Genomic DNA, 18,806 nt, shown 5'->3' with positions numbered 1-18,806 from the left:
TATGTCCGACCGCGCCTATCTGGCGACCCGCAAGGGGCTGTTCGAACTCTACCGCACGCACGAGGCGTGGCATGTGGACCGGCAGCATTTTCTTGGCGATCCGGTGTCGATGGTGCTGCCGGACCGGCGCGACGGCACGGTGTACGCGGCGCTGAGCCTGGGCCATTTCGGCAGCAAGCTGCACCGGCTCGATCCGGGCGCGACCGACTGGACCGAGATCGCGGCGCCGGCGTTTCCGCCCAAGCCGGCAGACAGCGACGACAAGGTCGAGTGGGCCGTCAAGCAAATCTGGTCGCTGGCGGCCGGCGGGCCGGACCAGCCTGGCGTGCTGTGGGCGGGGACTTTGCCGGGCGGCCTGTTCCGCTCCGACGACCGCGGCGACAGCTGGCGCCTGGTCGAGCCGCTGTGGAACATTCCCGAGCGCAGCCAGTGGATGGGCGGCGGCTACGACGTGCCGGGCATCCATAGCATTTGCGTCGATCCGCGCGACAGCCGCTCGGTGCTGGTGGGGGTGTCGTGCGGCGGAGCCTGGCTGACCAACGACGGCGGCGAGAGCTGGGCGCCGCGCGCCAGGGGCATGGTGGCAAGCTATATGCCGCCCGAGCTGGCCGAGGTGGAGGCGGTGCAGGACCCGCACCGCATCGTGCGCTGCGCGGGCGAGCCGGACAAGCTGTGGTGCCAGCATCACAACGGCATCTGGCGCAGCGTCGACAACGGCGCCAACTGGACCGAGGTGCGCGCGGCGCCGCTGTCGAATTTCGGTTTCGCCACGGCGGTCCATCCGACGGACGGCGAGACGGCGTGGTTCGTGCCCGCCGAGGCCGACAGCAAGCGCGTGCCGCCGCGCGCGGCGCTGGCCGTCACCCGCACCATCGACGGCGGCCAGAGCTTCACCGCGTGGCGCGGCGGCCTGCCGCAGCAGCATTGCTACGACCTGGTTTACCGGCATGGGCTGGCGGTCAGCGACGACGGCCAGTTGTTGTTGATGGGGTCGACGACCGGCGGCGCCTGGCTGTCGGAGGACGGCGGCGGCCAGTGGCAGACCGTGTCCACCACGTTGCCGCCGATTTACGCGGTCAGCTTCGCCTAGGCCTTTGCGTCGGTCCCGGGGCCGTAGTAGCCCAGAAACATATCGACGGCGGTCTCGATCACCTTTTGCTGCGTGGCCGCGTCCAGTTGCGGCTGGTTTAGCGTGACTTGCGGCCAGAAGGCGAAGGTTTTGAGCTGTCCTTGCAGCATCTGCGAGGCCATTGCCGGGTCGGCCTCGCGCAGCTTGCCGTCGGCCTGCGCCGCGCGCAGCCATTGCGTGACGGCTTCCTCCTTGGCGCTGAGCCGCGCCACCATCTCGTGGGCGCGCGCCGGCGAGTGGATCGTCTCGGCGATCGCCACACGCGCCAGGTCCAGGAAGTAGGCGTCCTGCAGCATCGCCATCTTTTTGCCAAGAATCTCCACTAGCTGTTGTCGCAGCGGCAATTCCGGCACATACGGCGTTTCCATCAACGCGGTCGTGCTGGTCCATAACTCATGCAATATTTGCGCGAACAGTTCGTCTTTACTGGGGAAGTGGTTGTAGACGGTGCGTTTCGACACGCCGGCCGTGGCGGCGATCTTGTCCATGCTGGTCGCCTCGAAACCGCTGGCGCGGAACTCCGCAATGGCGGCGTCGACGACGGCCTGGCGCTTACGGTCGGTGAGCTTGAGGGGAAGGTTCATGGCATTTATTTTACACCGTCTGGTTTACTTTCTCAAAAAATGTAACTACACTGTGTAGTGTACATTATCTGTCCTGGAGCGTTCCGATGCCTTATCAAACCGCTATCGCCAAATCCCCCGCCGGTCTCGATGGCCTTGACGGCCTGTCCGTGCCCACCGCCCCGCGCACGCGCACCGGCAAGTTCCGCAATCCGGTCAAGATGCATGCGATGGGCCTGATGCAGGGCCTGGGCCTGATGCTGCGGGTGCTGTTCGATAAGCCGGCCGACACCGTGCCGCGCCAGGCCATTCCCGTTCACGCGATCACGCAGCGCCAGTTATTGGATGCTCCGGATCGCACCCTGTTCCGCCTCGGCCATTCGACCGTGTTGCTCAAGCTCGACGGCAACTTCTGGCTGACCGATCCGGTGTTCTCCGAGCGCGCCTCGCCGGTGCAGTGGGCCGGTCCGAAGCGCTTCCACAAGCCGCCGATCAGCATCGACGAACTGCCGCCGATCAAGGGCATCATCCTGTCGCACGACCATTACGACCATCTGGACAAGGCGGCGGTGCTCAAGCTGGCGGCCAAGACCGAGCACTTCATCACGCCGCTGGGCGTGGGCGACCGCCTGATCGCCTGGGGCATCCCGCGCGCCAAGGTGCGCCAGTTGAGCTGGTGGCAGAGCACGCAGGTGGCCGGCCTGAAGCTGGTGGCGACGCCGGCCCAGCATTTCTCGGGTCGCGGCTTAAACGACCGCAACAAGACGCTGTGGGCCTCGTTTGTCATCGAGGACCGTGGCCTGAAGGTGTTTTTCAGCGGCGATAGCGGTTACTTCGATGGCTTCAAGGAGATCGGGCGCAAATTCGGCCCGTTCGACCTGACCATGGTGGAGACCGGCGCCTACGATCCGCAATGGCCGGACGTCCATATGCAGCCGGAGGAGTCGTTGCAGGCGCATATCGACTTGCAGGGCAAGGTCATGATGCCGATCCATAACGGCACCTTCGATTTGTCGATGCACGCGTGGCACGACCCGTTCAACCGCATTTCGGAATTGGCGGGCGAGCGCAGGCTGCCGCTGGCGACGCCGGAGATCGGCCTCGCGCTCGACATCACGCAGCCGGCGCTGGACGGCAAATGGTGGGTGCCGCTGGTGGAGCGGGAAACGGCCGCCGCCGAAGCCGCTGCGGCGAGCGCCTAGGCCTGGTGTCTAGGCGGTAACGTCGATCAGCTTGCCGATGGTTTGTCCCTGCGCGTTCAGCTGAGGCCGGACAGCAGCCGGATTGGCCGTCAGTAGCTGTTCGGCGCGGCTGGGGCGTTCGATCGCACTGCCGAGCGCGGCGCCCAGTTGGATCGCCGACGATTGCGCCGGGGCCTGCTGTTGCTGGGCCTGGGTGCTTTGCCGCTGGGTATCGGCCAGGGTTTGCCGGTCCTTCGTCAGCTGGCTGCGGCTCTGTTCCAGGCGGCCGGCGTCCTGGCTCACCCTCGACTGACCCTGTTGCACTTGCCGTTCAGCTTGTGCGACCGAAGCTTGCAATGCATTGGCAGAAATTACGGTGGCCACGATATTCCCCTGGTAACAAAACGCTGGACGCGATAATGCAGAATTGACATCAATCCCTGAAGATTAGGTGATGGCGGACAAAAAGGCAAGGTCCGCCGAGTGTTGTATTTCTCATTAGAAAAAGCGATCGCTATGGCGGCAAGCTCATCAGCGCCGCTATAATCAATGATCAACATTGAGCGTTTTTCTATGAATCTTCAGCTCCTGGCAAAGTTCCTCGGCATGTCGAAGACCACAGTGAGCCGGGCGTTAAACGGTTACCCTGAGGTCAATGTCCGGACGCGCGAGCGGGTCTTGAAGGCGGCCCAGGAGGCAGGCTACCAGCCCAATCCGCTCGCGCGCAGCCTCGCGCTGGGCCGCACCAATGTGTTCGGCATCATTTATCCGCTGCTGCCGTCCGACCTGGGCGATCCGATGTTCCTGGATGTGGTATCCGGCATGTCGGCCGCGCTCGAGGACGTGGGCAAGAACCTGATCATCGCGCCGGTGTCGCCGAACGCCGAGCAACGCTCCTATCAGCAGACCGTTTTGGGCCGCCGCGTCGACGGTTTGGTGGTGGCCCGCACCTTGGTGCGCGACGAGCGCGTCGCCTTCCTCAGCAAATCCAAATTCCCGTTCATCGCCTACGGCCGCACCGAGCTCGACGCCCCGTACGCCTGGTTCGACTATGACAACGCCTCCGGCACCAGCATGGCCATAGAGCGGCTGCTGGCGTGGGGGCACAAGCGCGTGGCCCTGATCAGCGCACCGCTGGAAATGAACTTCGCGCGCCAGCGCCGGGACAGTTTCGTCGCCTCGATGGCGGCGGCCGGCTTGGCGGTCGATCCGCGCTACCTGATCGACAGCAAGCTGGACCGGCGCAGCGGTTACCAGGCGATGCAGCAGTTGCTGGCGTGCTCGCCGCGCCCGAGCGCCGTCATCGTCGACAACAACATCGCCGGCATCGGCGCGGTGCGCGCCTTGCGCGACGCCGGCGTGGAAATGGGCAAGGAAATGTCCATCATCGTCTGGGGCAGCATGGCCGACACCCTGGCCGGCGCCAACGTCACCACCATCGACCAGCCGGAGCCGACCAAGGCCGGAGCGCGCATGATCCAGATGCTGCTGGCGCTGATCGACGGCACGCCGGCGAGCGAATTGCACGAGCTGTGGCAGCCGGTGTTTTTGGCCGGGACGACGGTTGGGCCCTGTTTGCCGCTTTAAACCCCGGGGTCCAGTCTGACATTCGGACACGAACTCGGCCGCCATAGGTTGATACGGCTGATCTCGTGTCCGATTGTCAGACTTGACCCCGATCTGATGTTTATTTGATCGCGGTCGCTTCGATCTCGAACAGCATGCCGTCCAGCGCCAGGCGCGGGACCGGGATCAATGTGCAGGCCGGGGCGGGATTGTCGCCCCACACTTCGCCCAGCGCGCCGCCGAAGATGCGCAGGCGTTCTTCACTATGGTCGACGATCAGCACCGTGAGCTTGGCGACGTTGGCGAGTCCGGCGCCGGCCGCGTTCAATGCCGTTTGCAGGTTTGCCAGCGCCTGCTTCACCTGCGTTCCGAAATCCTCCGACAGCACGCCATCGGCGTTTTCCCCGCCCTGGCCGGCGACGTAGATCAGCCGTGCCGGCGCTTCCGCGACGACGACATGGCTGTAGCCGTTGGGACGCGGGTCGTACAAACCGGGTGGGTTGATGAATTTAAGCTGGGTCATGGCGGCCTTTCGTGTGATGAGTGTGCGAACACTATAAAATCTCAACTTAACTTGAGGTCAAGGATTTTATATGGCATCTCCACCGAAGGAGCTGGGCGTCGGCGAGCTGGCCGGGCGCGCCGGCGTGGCGGTATCGGCACTGCATTTTTATGAGGCCAAGGGTTTGATTCACTCCGTGCGCTCCGGCGGCAACCAGCGGCGGTACGCGCGCTCGGTGTTGCGCCGGCTGGCGGTGATCAAGGTGGCGCAGCGGGTCGGCATGCCGCTGGCGGCCATCGCCGAGGCGTTGAATGCGCTGCCGTCGGGACGCACGCCGACCGTTGCGGACTGGCGCCGGCTGTCGGCCGCGTGGAAAGCGGAACTCGATGAGCGCATCCGTACGCTGACGCAGTTGCGCGATCAACTGGATGGCTGCATCGGTTGCGGGTGCCTGTCGTTGAAGGCCTGCCCGCTACGCAATGCACAGGATGCATTGGCGCAGGAGGGCGCGGGGCCGCACTTCAAGCCTTAGCCCCAACCAACGCATAGCGCGCGCGGCGCTAAGCGCTGGATGCGCCGCCCCTGTTGTCCACCGGCGGCGTCGAGCCGCTGCTGGGGTCGCCGCCGGTCAGCGGTGTGGCGTGGCCCGACGACGTTCCCGTGCCGGTGCGTGTGTCGTCGGCGGAGGCGGCTTCTCCAAGTCCGGTCCGTCCGGCCACGGCCGCTCCCGCCGCGTTGTCGCCGCCGCCGGCCAGCGAGCCGCCGGGCGTGCCGGGCGCGCCAACGCCATCGACCCCATCGGCCTGATGGCGCGGTCCTTCGCCGCCGGGACCGCCAGCGCCGCCCGACTGGCGCGCGCCGGCGGCCGCATCGCTACCGGTGGCGGCCACCTGCGCCGCAGTGGTGGGCGCGCCAGTGAAGTCCGGCCCGGCGGTCGCGGTTACCGGCTGGGTTCCCGCCGAGGGTACATCGCTGCGCGTGGGCTCCGCCTTTTGTGCGTTTCCTGGAGGCTGCCGCTCAGCAGTGCTTTGTTGATCGCGTTGCTCGTTGCTCATGATGGTCTCCGGTGTTTCATGCGTTGACAAATTCTGCCAAAATTTATCGTGAATCGGCGTCCTTTTCCGGCGCGCACGATTCAGGCATCGACCCCATGGTTACGAGGACACAGCAAACGAGGAGGACAGCATGAACCAGCACAACAGTGATGAGAAGCTCGACCCGCAAGATCCGGAACGCATGCGTATGCAACCGCCGATTCCCACCCATCCGCCCGATCCAATGCAGAACGACGATGTCGATAAGGTGGTGGCGTCCAATACGCCCGAGCAGGATCTGAACGACCCCGCGCTGGTCAGCACCGGCATCGGCGCCGGTGCGCCGATTGACGAAGTCGGCGGCGCCGGTTTGGGCCGGCCGCCGGGCGGGGGCAATGATAACGGTGGGGAAGAGAAGCCGGCGACCGAGCGCGATCGCGACGTGCGCGCGGTGGATCAGCAGGATCGGACCGGCCAGGCGTAAGGCGCTCGGCATCACGCCGGCCGCGCTGGCCGGCGGCCTGGGCTACATTGTTGTCGAGGACGGTGTCTGGCCACCGGCCTCGGCGCGCTCCTGGCAGCGAATGCAGGTTTGCGCGGTCGGCAGCGCCAGCAGGCGCGCTTCGGGAATCTCTTCGCCGCAGACGGCGCAAACGTTCGCGACGCCTTCGTCAAGGCGGCCCCTGGCAACATCAATAGCGTGCAGCAATTCGCGCTCCTGTCCCAGCAACGCCATCTGATCGTCGCGCAGATACGCGGCCTGTGAGACGTCGTCCGGCTGTCCCTGATGGGCCAGCAAGGACACCGCCGCCGGCTCGTCCGAGCTGTCAGAACGGGTGCGGATTTGCGCGAGCACGTCGTCACGCGCGCTGTCGAGCCGCTTGTGCAGCTCGGCCGATGTTTCGGCAGAAAGTGTAGTCATGGTCTTCCTCCTGCGGGTTGGTTAGTCGGTGTTTGGTTTGTCTACATATTGCGCCGGTACTGGCCGCCGACCTCGAACAGCGCAGTGGTGATCTGCCCCAGCGAGCAGACACGCACCGCCTCCATCAGCTTTTCGAACACGTTCTCGTTGTCGATCGCCGCCTGTTGCAAGGCGGCCAGCGCGGCCGGGGCCTGCGCCGCGTGGCGGCTGTGGAATTCCTCCAGCCGCTTGAGCTGCGATTGCTTCTCGTCATCGGTGGAGCGGGCCAGTTCGATCTTTTGCGGCTCGCCCGTCGCCTTCGGATTGCGGAAGGTGTTGACGCCGACGATGGGCAAGGTGCCGTCGTGCTTCTGGTGCTCGTACAGCATCGACTCTTCCTGGATCTTGCCGCGCTGGTAGCCGGTTTCCATCGCGCCCAGCACGCCGCCACGCTCTGCAATGCGCTCGAACTCCTGCAGCACCGCTTCCTCAACGAGGTCGGTCAGCTCGTCCATAATGAACGAACCCTGGTTCGGATTCTCGTTCTTTGCCAGGCCCCATTCGCGATTAATAATAAGCTGGATCGCCAGCGCGCGTCGCACGGATTCGTCGGTCGGCGTGGTGATCGCCTCGTCGTAGGCGTTGGTGTGCAGCGAGTTGCAGTTGTCGTAGATGGCGATCAGCGCCTGCAGCGTTGTGCGGATGTCGTTGAAGTCGATCTCCTGCGCGTGCAGCGACCGGCCGGACGTCTGCACGTGGTACTTGAGCTTTTGCGAGCGGTCGTTGGCGCCGTACTTGTCGCGCATCGCCACCGCCCACAGGCGGCGGGCGACGCGGCCGAGCACCGTGTATTCCGGGTCCATGCCGTTGGAGAAAAAGAACGACAGGTTGGGCGCGAAATCGTCGATGTGCATGCCGCGCGCCAGATAGGCTTCGACAAAGGTGAAGCCGTTCGACAAGGTGAACGCCAGCTGCGAGATCGGGTTCGCGCCCGCTTCGGCGATGTGGTAGCCGGAGATCGACACCGAGTAGAAATTGCGCACCTGGTGCTCGACGAAGTACTGCTGGATGTCGCCCATCACCTTGAGCGAGAATTCGGTCGAGAAGATGCAAGTGTTCTGGCCCTGGTCTTCCTTCAGGATGTCGGCCTGCACGGTGCCCCGTACGTTTTGCAGTACCCATTCGCGCAGCTTGGCCGCTTCGTCGGCGTCCGGCTGGCGCTTGTGTTCTTCGACGAAGCGGTCGATTTGCTGGTCGACGGCGGTGTTCATGAACATCGCCAGGATGGTAGGCGCCGGGCCGTTGATGGTCATCGAGACCGAGGTGCTCGGGCTGCACAGGTTGAAGCCGTCGTACAGCACCTTCATGTCGTCCAGCGTGGCGATCGAGACGCCGGAGTTGCCGACCTTGCCGTAGATGTCCGGGCGCGGCGCCGGATCGGCACCGTACAAGGTGACCGAGTCGAACGCGGTCGACAGGCGCTTGGCGTCCATGCCGGTGGAGACCAGCTTGAAGCGGCGGTTGGTGCGGAAGGCGTCGCCTTCGCCGGCGAACATGCGGGTCGGGTCTTCGCCTTCGCGCTTGAACGGGAACACGCCGGCGGTGAACGGGAACGACCCGGGCACGTTTTCCAGCATCAGGAAGCGCAGGATTTCGCCGTGGTCCTCGTAGCGGGGCAGGGCGACCTTGCGGATCCTGGTGCCGGACAGCGTATGCTGCACCAGGCGGGTACGGATTTCCTTGTCGCGGATTTTGACGACGTAATCGTCGCCTGCATACGCGGCCTGCATCTCCGGCCAGGCGGCGAGCAGTTTCTTGGCTCCGGCGTCCATCGCGGCGTCGCGGTCGGCGATCAAATCGTCAAAGTCGGCGCTCTTATGCGCCAGGGCCAGCATGCGTTTGGATTCGGTCAGTTGCTGGCGTTCGCGCGCCAGGGTTACCTGCTTGCGGGTGAAGCGGTGGTAGCCACGTACGGTGTCGGCGATCTCCGCCAGGTAGCGGGCGCGCGCCGGCGGCACGATCACGTTCTTGCCGCTGGAGTGGCGCAGCGCGACCGCCGGCAGCTTGCCCGGCCTGGTCGGCAGGCCGAATTGCGCCAGTTTCGGCAACAGGCCCTGATACAGCGCGGTGACGCCATCGTCGTTGAAGCGCGACGCCTGCGTTCCGTAGACCGGCATCTCCTCCGGGCGTTGACTCCACAGCTCGCGGTTGCGCTGGTACTGCTTGGCGACGTCGCGCAGCGCATCCTGCGACCCCTTGCGATCGAACTTGTTGATGGCGATGAAGTCGGCGAAATCGAGCATGTCGATTTTTTCCAGCTGCGAGGCGGCGCCGAATTCCGGCGTCATCACGTACATCGACACGTCCACGTGCGGCACGATGGCGGCGTCGCCCTGGCCGATGCCGGAGGTTTCGACGATGACCAGGTCGAAGCCGGCTACCTTGCAGGCGGCGATGACGTCGGGCAGCGCCTCGGAAATCTCGGAGCCCGCCTCGCGCGTGGCCAGCGACCGCATGAACACGCGGCTTTGGCCGGCCCACGGATTGATCGCGTTCATGCGGATACGGTCGCCCAGCAGCGCGCCGCCGGATTTGCGGCGCGACGGGTCGATCGAGATGATGGCGATGTTGAGCGCGTCGGCCTGGTCGAGGCGGATGCGGCGTATCAGTTCATCGGTCAGCGACGATTTGCCGGCGCCGCCGGTGCCGGTGATGCCCAGGGTCGGCACGGGCAGGCCCTCGGCGGCGGCCAGGATTTCCGTGCGCAGCGCCGGCGCGGCCTTATCGTTTTCCAGCGCGGTGATCAGTTGCGCCAGCGGGCGATGGCGCGAGGCCACATCGCCTTCGCGCAGCGGCGCCAGCGACGTCGGGGAGTACTGCGACAGGTCGATGTCGCACTGCTGCACCATCCATTGGATCATGCCGACAAGGCCCATGCGCTGGCCATCCTCCGGACTGAAAATCCGGGTGACGCCATACGCATGCAGGTCCGCGATTTCGTCGGGGACGATGACGCCGCCGCCGCCGCCGAACACTTTGATGTGGGCGCCGCCGCGCTGGCGCAGCAGGTCGAGCATGTACTTGAAGTATTCGACATGGCCGCCCTGGTAGCTGGAGATGGCGATGCCCTGCACGTCCTCCGCCAGCGCTGCGGTGACCACCTCGTCGACCGAGCGGTTGTGGCCCAGGTGGACCACCTCCACCCCGTTCGATTGCAGGATGCGGCGCATGATGTTGATCGAGGCGTCGTGGCCGTCGAACAGCGAGGCGGCGGTGACGAAGCGGATTTTGTTGTTCAGGCGCGGCTGATCCGGCACTGCCGCGATGGTCGGAGCGGAGAGGTCGTTCATGGTGTCCCTTCTATTCTGTGCGGCGATCTATGTCGTGCGTTTTTGTGTGGCTATTATATGACGTTTACGTAAACGTAAGCTTTTGAGGCTTAGGCTGCGCGCTGCTGGCCGAATTGCGCCATCAAGCGCGCCTTCTCGGCGTGGAAGACCGCCACCGCCTTCTCCTTCACGTGACCATAACCGCGCACTTTTTCCGGCAACCCCGCCAGTTCGACCGCCAGCGCGTGGTTTTCCACGGTAAGCCCCCCGATCAAAGCGGTGACCATCTCACGATATTCGACGATCAGCGCGCGCTCCATCTTGCGCTCGTCGCTGCGGCCGAAGACATCGAACGCGCCTCCGCGCAGGCCTTTGAACTTGGCCAGCAGCTTGAAAGCGCTCCACATCCACGAGCCGAATTCCGCCTTGACCAGATGGCCCTTGGCGTCCTTCTTCGCGAACAGCGGCGGCGCCAGATTGAACTTGATCGAGAAGTCGCCCTCGAACTGCTGTTTGAGCTGCTCGACAAAGCGTCCGTCGGTGTACAGGCGGGCCACTTCGTATTCGTCCTTGTACGCCATCAGCTTGAAGTAGTACTTGGCCACGGCGGTCGACAGCTTGTTCCCCAGTCCCAGCGCGGTTTCCCTGGCGCGCACCTGCGACACCAGCTGCTCGTAGACGCCGGCGTAGGCGGCATTCTGATAATCGGTCAGGAACTGCACGCGCTTGGCGACGATGTTCTCCAGGCTTTGCGGCATTTGCACGACGATTGCCTGCGTCGGCGTGGCCACGCGCTCGACGCGCTTCAGGTCCACGGCCGCACGGCGGCCCCACAGGAAGCTCTTTTTGTTGGACGCTATGCCGACGCCATTGAGTTCGATCGCGCGCAGCAGCGACGCCTCGGTCAGCGGAATCCGGCCCCGCTGCCACGCGTAACCGAGCATGAACAGATTGGCGGCGATGGAGTCGCCCATCAGCGCCGTGGCCAGCTTGGTGGCGTCGATGAAATCGGCGGCGCCAGGACCGCCGACCGATTCCTCGATCAGCGCGCGCACCTCGGCCACCGGATACTGCCAGTCGGCGTTTTGCGCGAAGGTGCCGGGCGGCTGTTCGTGCAGGTTGATGACGGCCAGGGTGCGGCCGGGACGCATCTTCGACACCGCATCCGCGGCGCCGGCGGTCAGCATGTCGCAGCCGAGGATGACGTCCGCCTCGCCGGTGGCGATGCGCTGCGCGCGCAGGTGCGCCGGGGTCTTGGCCACCTTCACGTGCGAGGTGACGGAACCGTTTTTCTGCGACATGCCGGTCATATCCAGCACCGACGCGCCTTTGCCTTCCAGGTGCGCGGCCATGCCCATCAAGGCGCCGACGGTGATCACGCCGGTGCCGCCGATGCCGTTGATCAGGATGTTGTAGGGCTGCTCGCAGGATGGCAGTTCGGGTTCCGGCAGCGCGCCGAAACCGTCGTCGCCGTCGTCACTATTGGATTTACTCACCCCGGTTTTGGTCTTCTTCAGTGTTCCGCCTTCGACAGTGACAAAGCTCGGGCAGAAGCCTTTCACGCACGAGTAGTCCTTGTTGCAGGAAGATTGGTCAATGGTCCGCTTGCGGCCGAACTCCGTCTCCTTCGGCAGGATGGAGGTGCAGTTCGACTGCACGCCGCAATCGCCGCAGCCTTCGCACACGGCTTCGTTGATGACCATGCGCTTGGCGGGGTCGGGAAACTCGCCTTTCTTCCGGCGGCGACGCTTCTCGGCCGCGCAGGTCTGGTCGTAGATCAGCACCGATACGCCTTCGACCTCGCGCAGCTCGCGCTGGACCGCGTCCATGTCCTTGCGGTCGTGCAGGCTGACCAGCGACGGCAGGGCGGCCCGGTCGGTGTAGCGCCCTAAGTCCTCGGTCACCAGCGCGATGCGTTTGACGCCTTCGGCCGCCATCTGCTGCGCGATCAGCGGCACCGATGTGATGCCGTCGACCGGCTGGCCGCCCGTCATCGCCACCGCGTCGTTGTAGAGGATCTTGTAGGTCATGTTGACCTTGGCCGCCACCGCCGCGCGGATCGCCAGATAGCCGGAGTGGAAGTAGGTACCGTCGCCGAGATTTTGGAACACGTGCGGAATCTTCGAGAACGCCGCCTGGCCGATCCACGGCGCGCCTTCTCCGCCCATGTGCGTGGTCAGCTTGTTGAACTCCGGGTAGATCGACGTCGCCATCACGTGGCAACCGATGCCGGCCAGCGCCAGGCTGCCCTCGGGAACCTTGGTCGAGGTATTGTGCGGGCACCCGGAGCAGTAAAATGCGGGGCGGAACGGCGTGCTGATGGCCTTCTTCAGCACCGCGTCCTTGGCGTCGAGGAAGGTCAGGCGCGCCTTGATATGGTCGCAGGTGACCGGGTCGGAAATCAGGCGCTTGACGCGCGAGGCGATCACGCGCGCCACCTGCGAGACCGAGAAATCGGCCTTGGAGGTCAGCAGCCATTCGCCGCGCGGCGCCACCCACTCGCCTTTTTCGTCGAACTTGCCGATCACGCGCGGGCGCACATCGTCGCGCCAGTTGTACAGCTGCTCCTTCAATTGGTACTCGACGATCTGGCGCTTTTCCTCGACCACCAGGATCTCGTCGAGGCCTTGCGCGAATTCGCGCACGCTGTCCGGCTCCAGCGGCCATGGCATCGCCACCTTGAACAGGCGCAGGCCGACATCGGCCGCCATCTTCTCGTCGATGCCCAGTTCCTCCAGCGCCTCGAGCACGTCCAGGTACGATTTGCCGGAGGCGATGATGCCCAGTTTCGCGTTAGGGCTGGTGATGGTGGTGTGATTGAGTTTGTTCTCGCGCGCGTACGCCAGCGCCGCGTAGATTTTATAGTCCTGCATCAGCGCTTCCTGATTGCGCGCCTGCTGGCCCAGCGGAATGCTCGACAGGCGGGCATTCAGGCCGCCTTCCGGCATGACGAAATCGAGCGGGATTTTGACATCGACGCGGAACGGATCGGCGTCGACGGATGCCGACGATTCGACCGTATCTGCCAGCGCCTTGAACGCCACCGTGCAACCGGAAAAACGCGACATCGCCCAGCCGTGGATGCCGAGGTCCAGGTACTCCTGCACGTTACAGGGATACAGCACGGGGATCATCGACGCCGAGAACAGATGGTCCGACTGGTGCGGCAATGTCGACGAATAGGCGCCGTGGTCGTCGCCCGCCACCAGCAGCACGCCGCCGTGCTTCGCGGTGCCGGCGTGGTTCATGTGTTTGAAGACGTCGCCGCAGCGGTCCACGCCCGGGCCTTTGCCGTACCACATGGCGAACACGCCGTCGTATTGGGCCTCGCCGATCAAATCGACCTGCTGCGAGCCCCAGACGGCGGTCGCCGCCAGGTCCTCGTTCACGCCCGGCACGAACTGCACGTGATGCGCCTCCAGGTGCGGCTTGGCCTTCCACAGGTTCTCGTCGAGTCCGCCCAGTGGCGAGCCGCGGTAGCCGGAAATGAAGCCGGCCGTGTTCAAGCCGGCCGCCTGGTCGCGCACCCGCTGCATCATGGGCAGGCGCACCAGCGCCTGGATGCCCGACAGGAAGATGTCGCCGTGGGTGGCGGTGTATTTGTCGTCGAGGCTGACGGTCGTCAGTCGGGCGCTGCCGTCTCTTGCGGACGTTGCAGGGCCGGTTGCCTTGGTATCGAGCATGGGAGGTCTCCGTTTTTGGTATCAGATCGCACCTGAACTCGGTCACGCCGGGTAGGCGCTCCACGATCGGGCCAGGGCCGCATGGTGAGCGGGATTGGGCCTAGTATGGGCGCGAGTTGACGTATACGGAAATAGTGTTTGCCAATCGGGGCATAAGAAAAAGTGATACCCCTCAAAGCAACTCCGGGGTCAGGTCCACCAATGCTACACAAGCTCTACCTTACCGCCGCAAAAGGGGCGCTAATGTCGGGGCCGTGTAGAAATGGTGGACCTGACCCCGGATCGGAAGCAATTGTTTAGGGGATGGGGGTGGCGCCGGGCCAGGTGCCGGACTGGCACAGCTGCATGCTGACTTGCTGCACCAGCCGGCTGATGGCGCTGGCCGCGTTGGTCAGGGGGATGTTTTTCGAGGCGCATAGCACCACCGTGCGGGAAATCGCCGGTTGACGGATCGGATGGGCGCGCAGGGTGCCGCGCTGCAGCTCGTCGAGCACCGGCGCCGACGGCAGCAGGGTCGCGCCCATGTCGGCCAGCAGCGCCGACTTGAGGATGGCGATGGAGTTGATTTCGATGACGTTCGAAAGCTTGAGCCCGGCCGCGCGCACCATGCTTTCAATGCGCGGACGCACGCCGTGCTGCAGCCCCGGCAGGATTAGCGTAGTGCCCAGGGTTTGCTCAAGGCTGAGCGTCTCCTGGCCGAGCGCGAAGGCGGCGTCGGCGCGGCAGATGAAGCGCAACTCTTCCTCCACCAGCGGCGTTGTGGCGAATTGCGCCAGTTGGCCGTCGTCAAACAGCACGGCCAGGTTGACCCTGCCGGATTTGAGCTGCTCGCTCAGGTTGCCGGTCAGTTCCTCGGTCAGCTGCAGCGTGATTTCCGGATAAGTGGCGCGCGCGGCGGTCAGCAACGGCAACGCTAGCGCGCCCGAGATGCTGTGCGGCAGCCCGAGCGTGACGCTGCCGCTGGGGCGCTCGGCCGACTGCGTGACGGCCGAACGGGCGTCGGCCACCTGCTTGAGGATGGCTTGCGCGTGTTCGTAGAAGATCTTGCCGGCGTCGGTGCTGAGCACGCCCTGCGCCGAACGGTGCAGCAGTTGCACGCCCAGCTCCTCCTCGAGCTGGCGCAGCTGCTGCGTCAGCGCCGGTTGCGCCACGTGCAATACCAGCGCCGCCCGCGACAGCGAGCCGTGGTCGACGATGGCGACAAAATAACGAAGTTGGCGTAGTTCCATAGTGCGGCGCGGTGCTTGACCCGGAATAGTCATGGACAACACATGGTAACACTTGCAAATATGATCCTGACAGGAAACTATTTGTTATACTGAATTCAGATTGTCCTCTCCTCCAGACTTTTCGCGGGTGCATGTATGTTAAAGAAAGTCGACTCATCCCAGCTCAAAGTGGGCATGTATATACATGACCTGAGTTGCGACTGGATGACGCACCCGTTTGTCCGCAACCGGTTTTTGCTGACCAGCGAGGATGAAATCCGCAAGATCCTCAACGCCGGCATCCATGACGTGGTCATCGACAGCGGCAGGGGCCTGGACGTGCAGGACGCGCCGTCGCTGGCCGAGGCGCAAGCGGCGACCGAGCGCGAAATCGTTGACATCGCCGCCAAGACGCCCATTGTCACGCGCGTCTCGCTGGGCGACGAGATGCGGCGCGCGGTGCAGATCCGCCACCAGGCCTCGACCCTGGTGCGCACCGTGATGCAGGACGCCCGCTTGGGCAAGGCGATCGAACTCGACCAGGTCGAGCCCGTGGTGCAGAGCATTACCGAGTCCATCCTGCGCAATCCGGGCGCGCTGGTGGGCCTGCTGCGCATCAAAACCAAGGACGATTATACGTTTTTGCACTCCGTTAGCGTCTGTACGCTGCTGGTGGCGTTTTGTCGATCACGCAATATCGACGCCGATATTACCCATCAGGCCGGCCTGGGCGGCCTGTTGCACGACACCGGCAAGGCGCTGGTGCCCGATGCCATCCTCAACAAGCCTGGACCGCTGACGGACGAGGAGTTCGCCATCATCAAGCGCCACCCGCGCGACGGCTATGACATCCTGCGCAAGACGCCCGAGGTGGGGCCGATTCCGCTCGACATCACCTTGCACCACCACGAACGGCGCGACGGCAGCGGCTACCCCGGCAAGCAAGCGAACGAACAGATCAGCGAACTGGCGCAAATGGCGGCCATCGTCGATGTGTATGACGCCATCACTGCCGATCGCTGTTATCACAAAGGCATGTCGGCGGCTGCTGCGCTGCGCAAGATCTATGAATGGAGCAAGTTCCATTTCAATCCGCAGTACGCGCAGGAATTCATGCGCTGCGTCGGCATTTATCCGGTCGGGACGATGGTGATGCTGGAGTCGGGCCGGCTCGGTGTGGTGATCGAGCCACACGAAACCAATCTGCTGGCGCCCAAGGTGAACGTCTTCTTCAACACCAAGCAGAATCTGTACATCAAGCCGGAAACGGTCGATTTGTCGCGCGGGCTGGGCTTTGGAGGTGGCGACAAGATCGTCGGCCACGAGTCGGCGGCCAAGTGGAATGTCGATCCGATGCGGTTTTTAACCCTGGCGTAAAGCCGTCGAGCCGCCGGTCAGAAGAATTCGGCCGTGTCGTTCGAGGCGGTGGTCTGCAGCAGGCCGCCGCTGAGCAGCTCATCGTAGTGGCACACCAGGTTGCGGCCGTGGCTTTTCGCGTAGTACAGCGCCTGATCGGCGTGTCCCAGGATGATCACCGGCGCCTCCAGCGCGCTGATGCTGACAAAACCGACGCTCACCGTCACCTTGCCCACCTGCGGGAAATCATGCGACGCCACGTTCATGCGGAAGCGTTCGATGATCTTTTTGGCGTTGTCGAGCGTGGTCGAGCGCAGCAGCACGACGAATTCCTCGCCGCCGAAACGGAACACGCGGTCTTGCGCGCGGAACGACGAGGTGAGCAGGTTGGCGATCAGGATCAGCACCTCATCGCCGTATAAATGGCCGAAACGGTCGTTAACGTGCTTGAAATGGTCGACATCGACCACCGCCAGCCATTGCTTTTCCTCGTCGCCGTGCTGGCGGCGCTCCGGCTCGCCCGGCAAGGTGACCGAATCCTGCTCGATACTGGCGGCCAGCATCTTGGAGAGCTGGTCGTCGAAGGTCTTGCGGTTGAGCAGGCCGGTGAGCGAATCGCGCTCGCTGTAGTCGAGCAGGTTCTGGAAGTTGCGGTAGACGCTGACGATGCCGCCGATGATATGGATGGTGTCGCTGGTGTACGGCGTCGGGTTGACGATCTCGAGGCAGGTGTCGGCCTTGTCGCCCAGCCAGATCGGCAGCCACAGCGTGTGCTCGCCGGCCTCGTTGGCGACGTCGGCGCCGGACTCGTGGTGGGCGATGCAGTGCGCCAGCGCCGGGAAATTCTCGATCGGCTCGCCGGGATTGTGCAGGTCGGTGTTGTCGACCATGCAAGCCGGCTCGCCGGCGACGACGATGGCGCGCGCCCGCACGAACACCTTGCCGCGCACGGTGGCCAGGGTCAGCACGCGGGCCTGACTCGCGCGGGCAAGCTCCTGCACCGCCGAAATCACGGAGATGTCGAGCATCGTGTGATCTCGGTGGCCGGTCATGTCCACCATGTGTTTCAGTAGGGAATCCATTTTCTTCTCTGGAAAATTAACACACAACCTTGCGGTCAGCCACGCTTTGTTCACGCCTATCAAGCACGATTTCTCTGATAGTCAGGCGCACGGTAAAGAAGCAATACGGGGCCTTTCCAAAGAACAGCTAAGCAGGATAATAGCTTTTTGCAATCAAGGCAATTCTTGTGTGCGAAAAAAAATGTCCTTGACGCTTATTGCAACCATTCTTGCAACCATTTTCCTACAGCAAAGCCGAGTCCCGGGCCGCCTTCAGCGTACTCGCGGGCAACAACGAGTGGTTTGACCTACGCCAGTGCCCAAGCGCTTCAACTGCGCTTGTTTGAGCAAAACGACCAAAATAGTTCCTTGAAGAAAACTTGCGTCAAGTCAATTCCCATAAAGCTGCTAGTCCTATAGTGACCTCAATGGCGCGGAAACGGCGGTCTGCAGGCCGGCCGTCCGTATCAGAGGTTTTTTTATTAATCGACTCAACTAGGGAGTACATCATGAACTCACTTATCGCAGCAGCAAAGGCGTTTGCGTCGGACGAGGACGGGATCACGGCCATCGAATACGGTCTGATCGCGGCGACCATGGTCGCCGCTGTCGTCGCCGCGTTCGCCTTCCTGACGCCGGTGCTGGAGTCTGCGTTCCAGACCATCGGTTCCAAGATCACCGACGCAACGACTTAAACCGCTTGGCTTTCCAGTCGTCCCCCGGCTGGAAAGCCATTTTTTCGTCCGAAAGCCACCATGCTAAACGCCATCGAAGTCATTCTGATCTGTCTGGTCGCGCAGGCGGCGGTGACCGATCTGGCCATGCGCAAGATTCCCAATGTCCTCATTTTAAGCGGTCTGCTATTGGCGATGATACTGCATCTGCTCGGCGGGCAGCAGTGGGCACCCGTATCGCAATGGCTGGCCGGCACCTTGGCCGGCTTTTTTTTATTCCTTCCCCTCTATCTATTGCGTGGCATGGCCGCCGGCGACGTCAAGCTGATGGCCATGGTCGGCGCCTTTGTCGGGCCGCAGGCGGCCTTGCACATCGGCGTGCTGGCCTACCTGATCGGCGGCGGCATGGCCGTCCTGATGCTGGTATGTAGCGGCCGTTGGCGCGAGAGCTGGCGCAATGTCGTGCTGATATGCAAACCGTTGATGTGGCGCCTGCTGGGGCTGCCGCTGGCGCCCGTGCCGCTGGCCTCGATCGGCAGCGTCGGCGGCATTCCCTATGGCGTGGCCATCGCGCTGGGCACCGGCGGCTTTGTGGCGTGGGCGCATCGCTGACCGGCAC

Annotated in this window: 17 protein-coding genes; 8 read left to right on the top strand and 9 right to left on the bottom strand. The window is 63.9% G+C overall.

All coding sequences use genetic code 11. The annotated features are described in order from the left end of the window. The first annotated feature begins 1 nt into the window (after position 1). Positions 2 to 1,090 (top strand): WD40/YVTN/BNR-like repeat-containing protein, encoded by a 1,089-nt coding sequence (locus AC0IYS_RS30030; RefSeq protein ID WP_471708609.1) that lies wholly within the window; start codon positions 2 to 4, stop codon positions 1,088 to 1,090. Here AC0IYS_RS30030 and AC0IYS_RS30025 read toward each other — a convergent pair. After that, positions 1,087 to 1,713, bottom strand: a complete 627-nt coding sequence (locus tag AC0IYS_RS30025; protein WP_471708608.1) for a TetR/AcrR family transcriptional regulator — start codon at positions 1,711 to 1,713, stop codon at positions 1,087 to 1,089. The genes AC0IYS_RS30030 and AC0IYS_RS30025 overlap by 4 nt on opposite strands. An 86-nt stretch (positions 1,714 to 1,799) precedes the next feature. Between AC0IYS_RS30025 and AC0IYS_RS30020 the strand changes: the two genes are divergently transcribed. Next, positions 1,800 to 2,894 (top strand): MBL fold metallo-hydrolase, encoded by a 1,095-nt coding sequence (locus AC0IYS_RS30020; RefSeq protein ID WP_471708607.1) that lies wholly within the window; start codon positions 1,800 to 1,802, stop codon positions 2,892 to 2,894. A gap of 9 nt (positions 2,895 to 2,903) precedes the next feature. Here AC0IYS_RS30020 and AC0IYS_RS30015 read toward each other — a convergent pair whose 3' ends face one another. Next, entirely contained in the window at positions 2,904 to 3,197 is a 294-nt protein-coding gene (locus AC0IYS_RS30015; protein WP_471708606.1) for a hypothetical protein, read from the bottom strand. 249 nt (positions 3,198 to 3,446) lie between these two features. Between AC0IYS_RS30015 and AC0IYS_RS30010 the strand changes: the two genes are divergently transcribed. Then, a complete protein-coding gene (locus AC0IYS_RS30010) occupies positions 3,447 to 4,460 on the top strand; it encodes a substrate-binding domain-containing protein (protein WP_471708605.1) in 1,014 nt (337 codons plus the stop codon). 100 nt (positions 4,461 to 4,560) lie between these two features. Here the strand turns inward: AC0IYS_RS30010 and AC0IYS_RS30005 are convergent, their stop codons facing one another. Further along, complete coding sequence (locus tag AC0IYS_RS30005) at positions 4,561 to 4,962, bottom strand: RidA family protein (RefSeq protein ID WP_471708604.1); 402 nt, start codon at positions 4,960 to 4,962, stop codon at positions 4,561 to 4,563. Between the two features lie 70 nt (positions 4,963 to 5,032). On the opposite strand from AC0IYS_RS30005, the gene soxR reads away from it, so the two are divergent. Beyond that, a complete protein-coding gene (soxR, locus tag AC0IYS_RS30000; RefSeq protein WP_471708603.1) occupies positions 5,033 to 5,473 on the top strand; it encodes a redox-sensitive transcriptional activator SoxR in 441 nt (146 codons plus the stop codon). 28 nt (positions 5,474 to 5,501) lie between these two features. On the opposite strand, the gene AC0IYS_RS29995 is transcribed toward soxR, so the two are convergent. Then, positions 5,502 to 6,026 carry a hypothetical protein gene (locus tag AC0IYS_RS29995; RefSeq protein ID WP_471708602.1) on the bottom strand — a complete coding sequence of 175 codons (525 nt, stop codon included), beginning with the start codon at positions 6,024 to 6,026 and terminating at the stop codon, positions 5,502 to 5,504. A 100-nt stretch (positions 6,027 to 6,126) separates the two neighbouring features. On the opposite strand from AC0IYS_RS29995, the gene AC0IYS_RS29990 reads away from it, so the two are divergent. After that, positions 6,127 to 6,459: a hypothetical protein gene (locus tag AC0IYS_RS29990; protein ID WP_471708601.1), complete on the top strand. Its 333-nt coding sequence runs from the start codon at positions 6,127 to 6,129 to the stop codon at positions 6,457 to 6,459. A 42-nt stretch (positions 6,460 to 6,501) separates the two neighbouring features. Here AC0IYS_RS29990 and AC0IYS_RS29985 read toward each other — a convergent pair whose 3' ends face one another. The 4 genes from AC0IYS_RS29985 to AC0IYS_RS29970 form a co-directional block, all read right to left on the bottom strand. Next, a complete protein-coding gene (locus AC0IYS_RS29985) occupies positions 6,502 to 6,897 on the bottom strand; it encodes a TraR/DksA family transcriptional regulator (protein ID WP_471708599.1) in 396 nt (131 codons plus the stop codon). Positions 6,898 to 6,938: 41 nt separating this feature from the next. Beyond that, positions 6,939 to 10,226: a fused isobutyryl-CoA mutase/GTPase IcmF gene (icmF, locus tag AC0IYS_RS29980; protein WP_471708598.1), complete on the bottom strand. Its 3,288-nt coding sequence runs from the start codon at positions 10,224 to 10,226 to the stop codon at positions 6,939 to 6,941. A gap of 89 nt (positions 10,227 to 10,315) precedes the next feature. After that, positions 10,316 to 13,888 (bottom strand): indolepyruvate ferredoxin oxidoreductase family protein, encoded by a 3,573-nt coding sequence (locus AC0IYS_RS29975; protein WP_471708597.1) that lies wholly within the window; start codon positions 13,886 to 13,888, stop codon positions 10,316 to 10,318. A gap of 296 nt (positions 13,889 to 14,184) precedes the next feature. Further along, positions 14,185 to 15,117 (bottom strand): LysR substrate-binding domain-containing protein, encoded by a 933-nt coding sequence (locus AC0IYS_RS29970; RefSeq protein WP_471708596.1) that lies wholly within the window; start codon positions 15,115 to 15,117, stop codon positions 14,185 to 14,187. 135 nt (positions 15,118 to 15,252) lie between these two features. Here AC0IYS_RS29970 and AC0IYS_RS29965 point away from each other — a divergent pair, with 135 nt between their 5' ends. Next, the gene (locus tag AC0IYS_RS29965; protein ID WP_471708595.1) at positions 15,253 to 16,473 is read left to right on the top strand and encodes an HD-GYP domain-containing protein; all 1,221 of its coding nucleotides are present in this window, start codon (positions 15,253 to 15,255) and stop codon (positions 16,471 to 16,473) included. Between the two features lie 17 nt (positions 16,474 to 16,490). On the opposite strand, the gene AC0IYS_RS29960 is transcribed toward AC0IYS_RS29965, so the two are convergent. Then, on the bottom strand, positions 16,491 to 17,534 hold the full coding sequence (locus AC0IYS_RS29960) for a GGDEF domain-containing protein (RefSeq protein WP_471708594.1): 1,044 nt from the start codon (positions 17,532 to 17,534) through the stop codon (positions 16,491 to 16,493). A gap of 488 nt (positions 17,535 to 18,022) precedes the next feature. Between AC0IYS_RS29960 and AC0IYS_RS29955 the strand changes: the two genes are divergently transcribed. Further along, a complete protein-coding gene (locus tag AC0IYS_RS29955; protein WP_471708593.1) occupies positions 18,023 to 18,208 on the top strand; it encodes a Flp family type IVb pilin in 186 nt (61 codons plus the stop codon). Between the two features lie 60 nt (positions 18,209 to 18,268). Further along, complete coding sequence (locus AC0IYS_RS29950; RefSeq protein ID WP_471708592.1) at positions 18,269 to 18,799, top strand: A24 family peptidase; 531 nt, start codon at positions 18,269 to 18,271, stop codon at positions 18,797 to 18,799. Positions 18,800 to 18,806 lie beyond the last annotated feature (7 nt).

It is taken from the genome of Duganella sp. AC237 (assembly GCF_979254035.1).
The sequence above is the reverse complement of the archived record's forward strand: the minus strand, read 5'-3'. Positions and strand labels throughout refer to the sequence as shown.

Coding starts and splice junctions, on each gene's coding strand:
- AC0IYS_RS30030 (WP_471708609.1), top strand. CDS start 2: ATGTCCGACCGCGCCTATCTGGCGACCCGCAAGGGGCTGTTCGAACTC.
- AC0IYS_RS29960 (WP_471708594.1), bottom strand. CDS start 17,534: ATGGATTCCCTACTGAAACACATGGTGGACATGACCGGCCACCGAGAT.
- AC0IYS_RS30025 (WP_471708608.1), bottom strand. CDS start 1,713: ATGAACCTTCCCCTCAAGCTCACCGACCGTAAGCGCCAGGCCGTCGTC.
- AC0IYS_RS30020 (WP_471708607.1), top strand. CDS start 1,800: ATGCCTTATCAAACCGCTATCGCCAAATCCCCCGCCGGTCTCGATGGC.
- icmF (WP_471708598.1), bottom strand. CDS start 10,226: ATGAACGACCTCTCCGCTCCGACCATCGCGGCAGTGCCGGATCAGCCG.
- AC0IYS_RS29990 (WP_471708601.1), top strand. CDS start 6,127: ATGAACCAGCACAACAGTGATGAGAAGCTCGACCCGCAAGATCCGGAA.
- AC0IYS_RS29970 (WP_471708596.1), bottom strand. CDS start 15,117: ATGGAACTACGCCAACTTCGTTATTTTGTCGCCATCGTCGACCACGGC.
- AC0IYS_RS30005 (WP_471708604.1), bottom strand. CDS start 4,962: ATGACCCAGCTTAAATTCATCAACCCACCCGGTTTGTACGACCCGCGT.
- AC0IYS_RS29965 (WP_471708595.1), top strand. CDS start 15,253: ATGTTAAAGAAAGTCGACTCATCCCAGCTCAAAGTGGGCATGTATATA.
- AC0IYS_RS29955 (WP_471708593.1), top strand. CDS start 18,023: ATGAACTCACTTATCGCAGCAGCAAAGGCGTTTGCGTCGGACGAGGAC.
- AC0IYS_RS29950 (WP_471708592.1), top strand. CDS start 18,269: ATGCTAAACGCCATCGAAGTCATTCTGATCTGTCTGGTCGCGCAGGCG.
- AC0IYS_RS29985 (WP_471708599.1), bottom strand. CDS start 6,897: ATGACTACACTTTCTGCCGAAACATCGGCCGAGCTGCACAAGCGGCTC.
- AC0IYS_RS30010 (WP_471708605.1), top strand. CDS start 3,447: ATGAATCTTCAGCTCCTGGCAAAGTTCCTCGGCATGTCGAAGACCACA.
- soxR (WP_471708603.1), top strand. CDS start 5,033: ATGGCATCTCCACCGAAGGAGCTGGGCGTCGGCGAGCTGGCCGGGCGC.
- AC0IYS_RS29975 (WP_471708597.1), bottom strand. CDS start 13,888: ATGCTCGATACCAAGGCAACCGGCCCTGCAACGTCCGCAAGAGACGGC.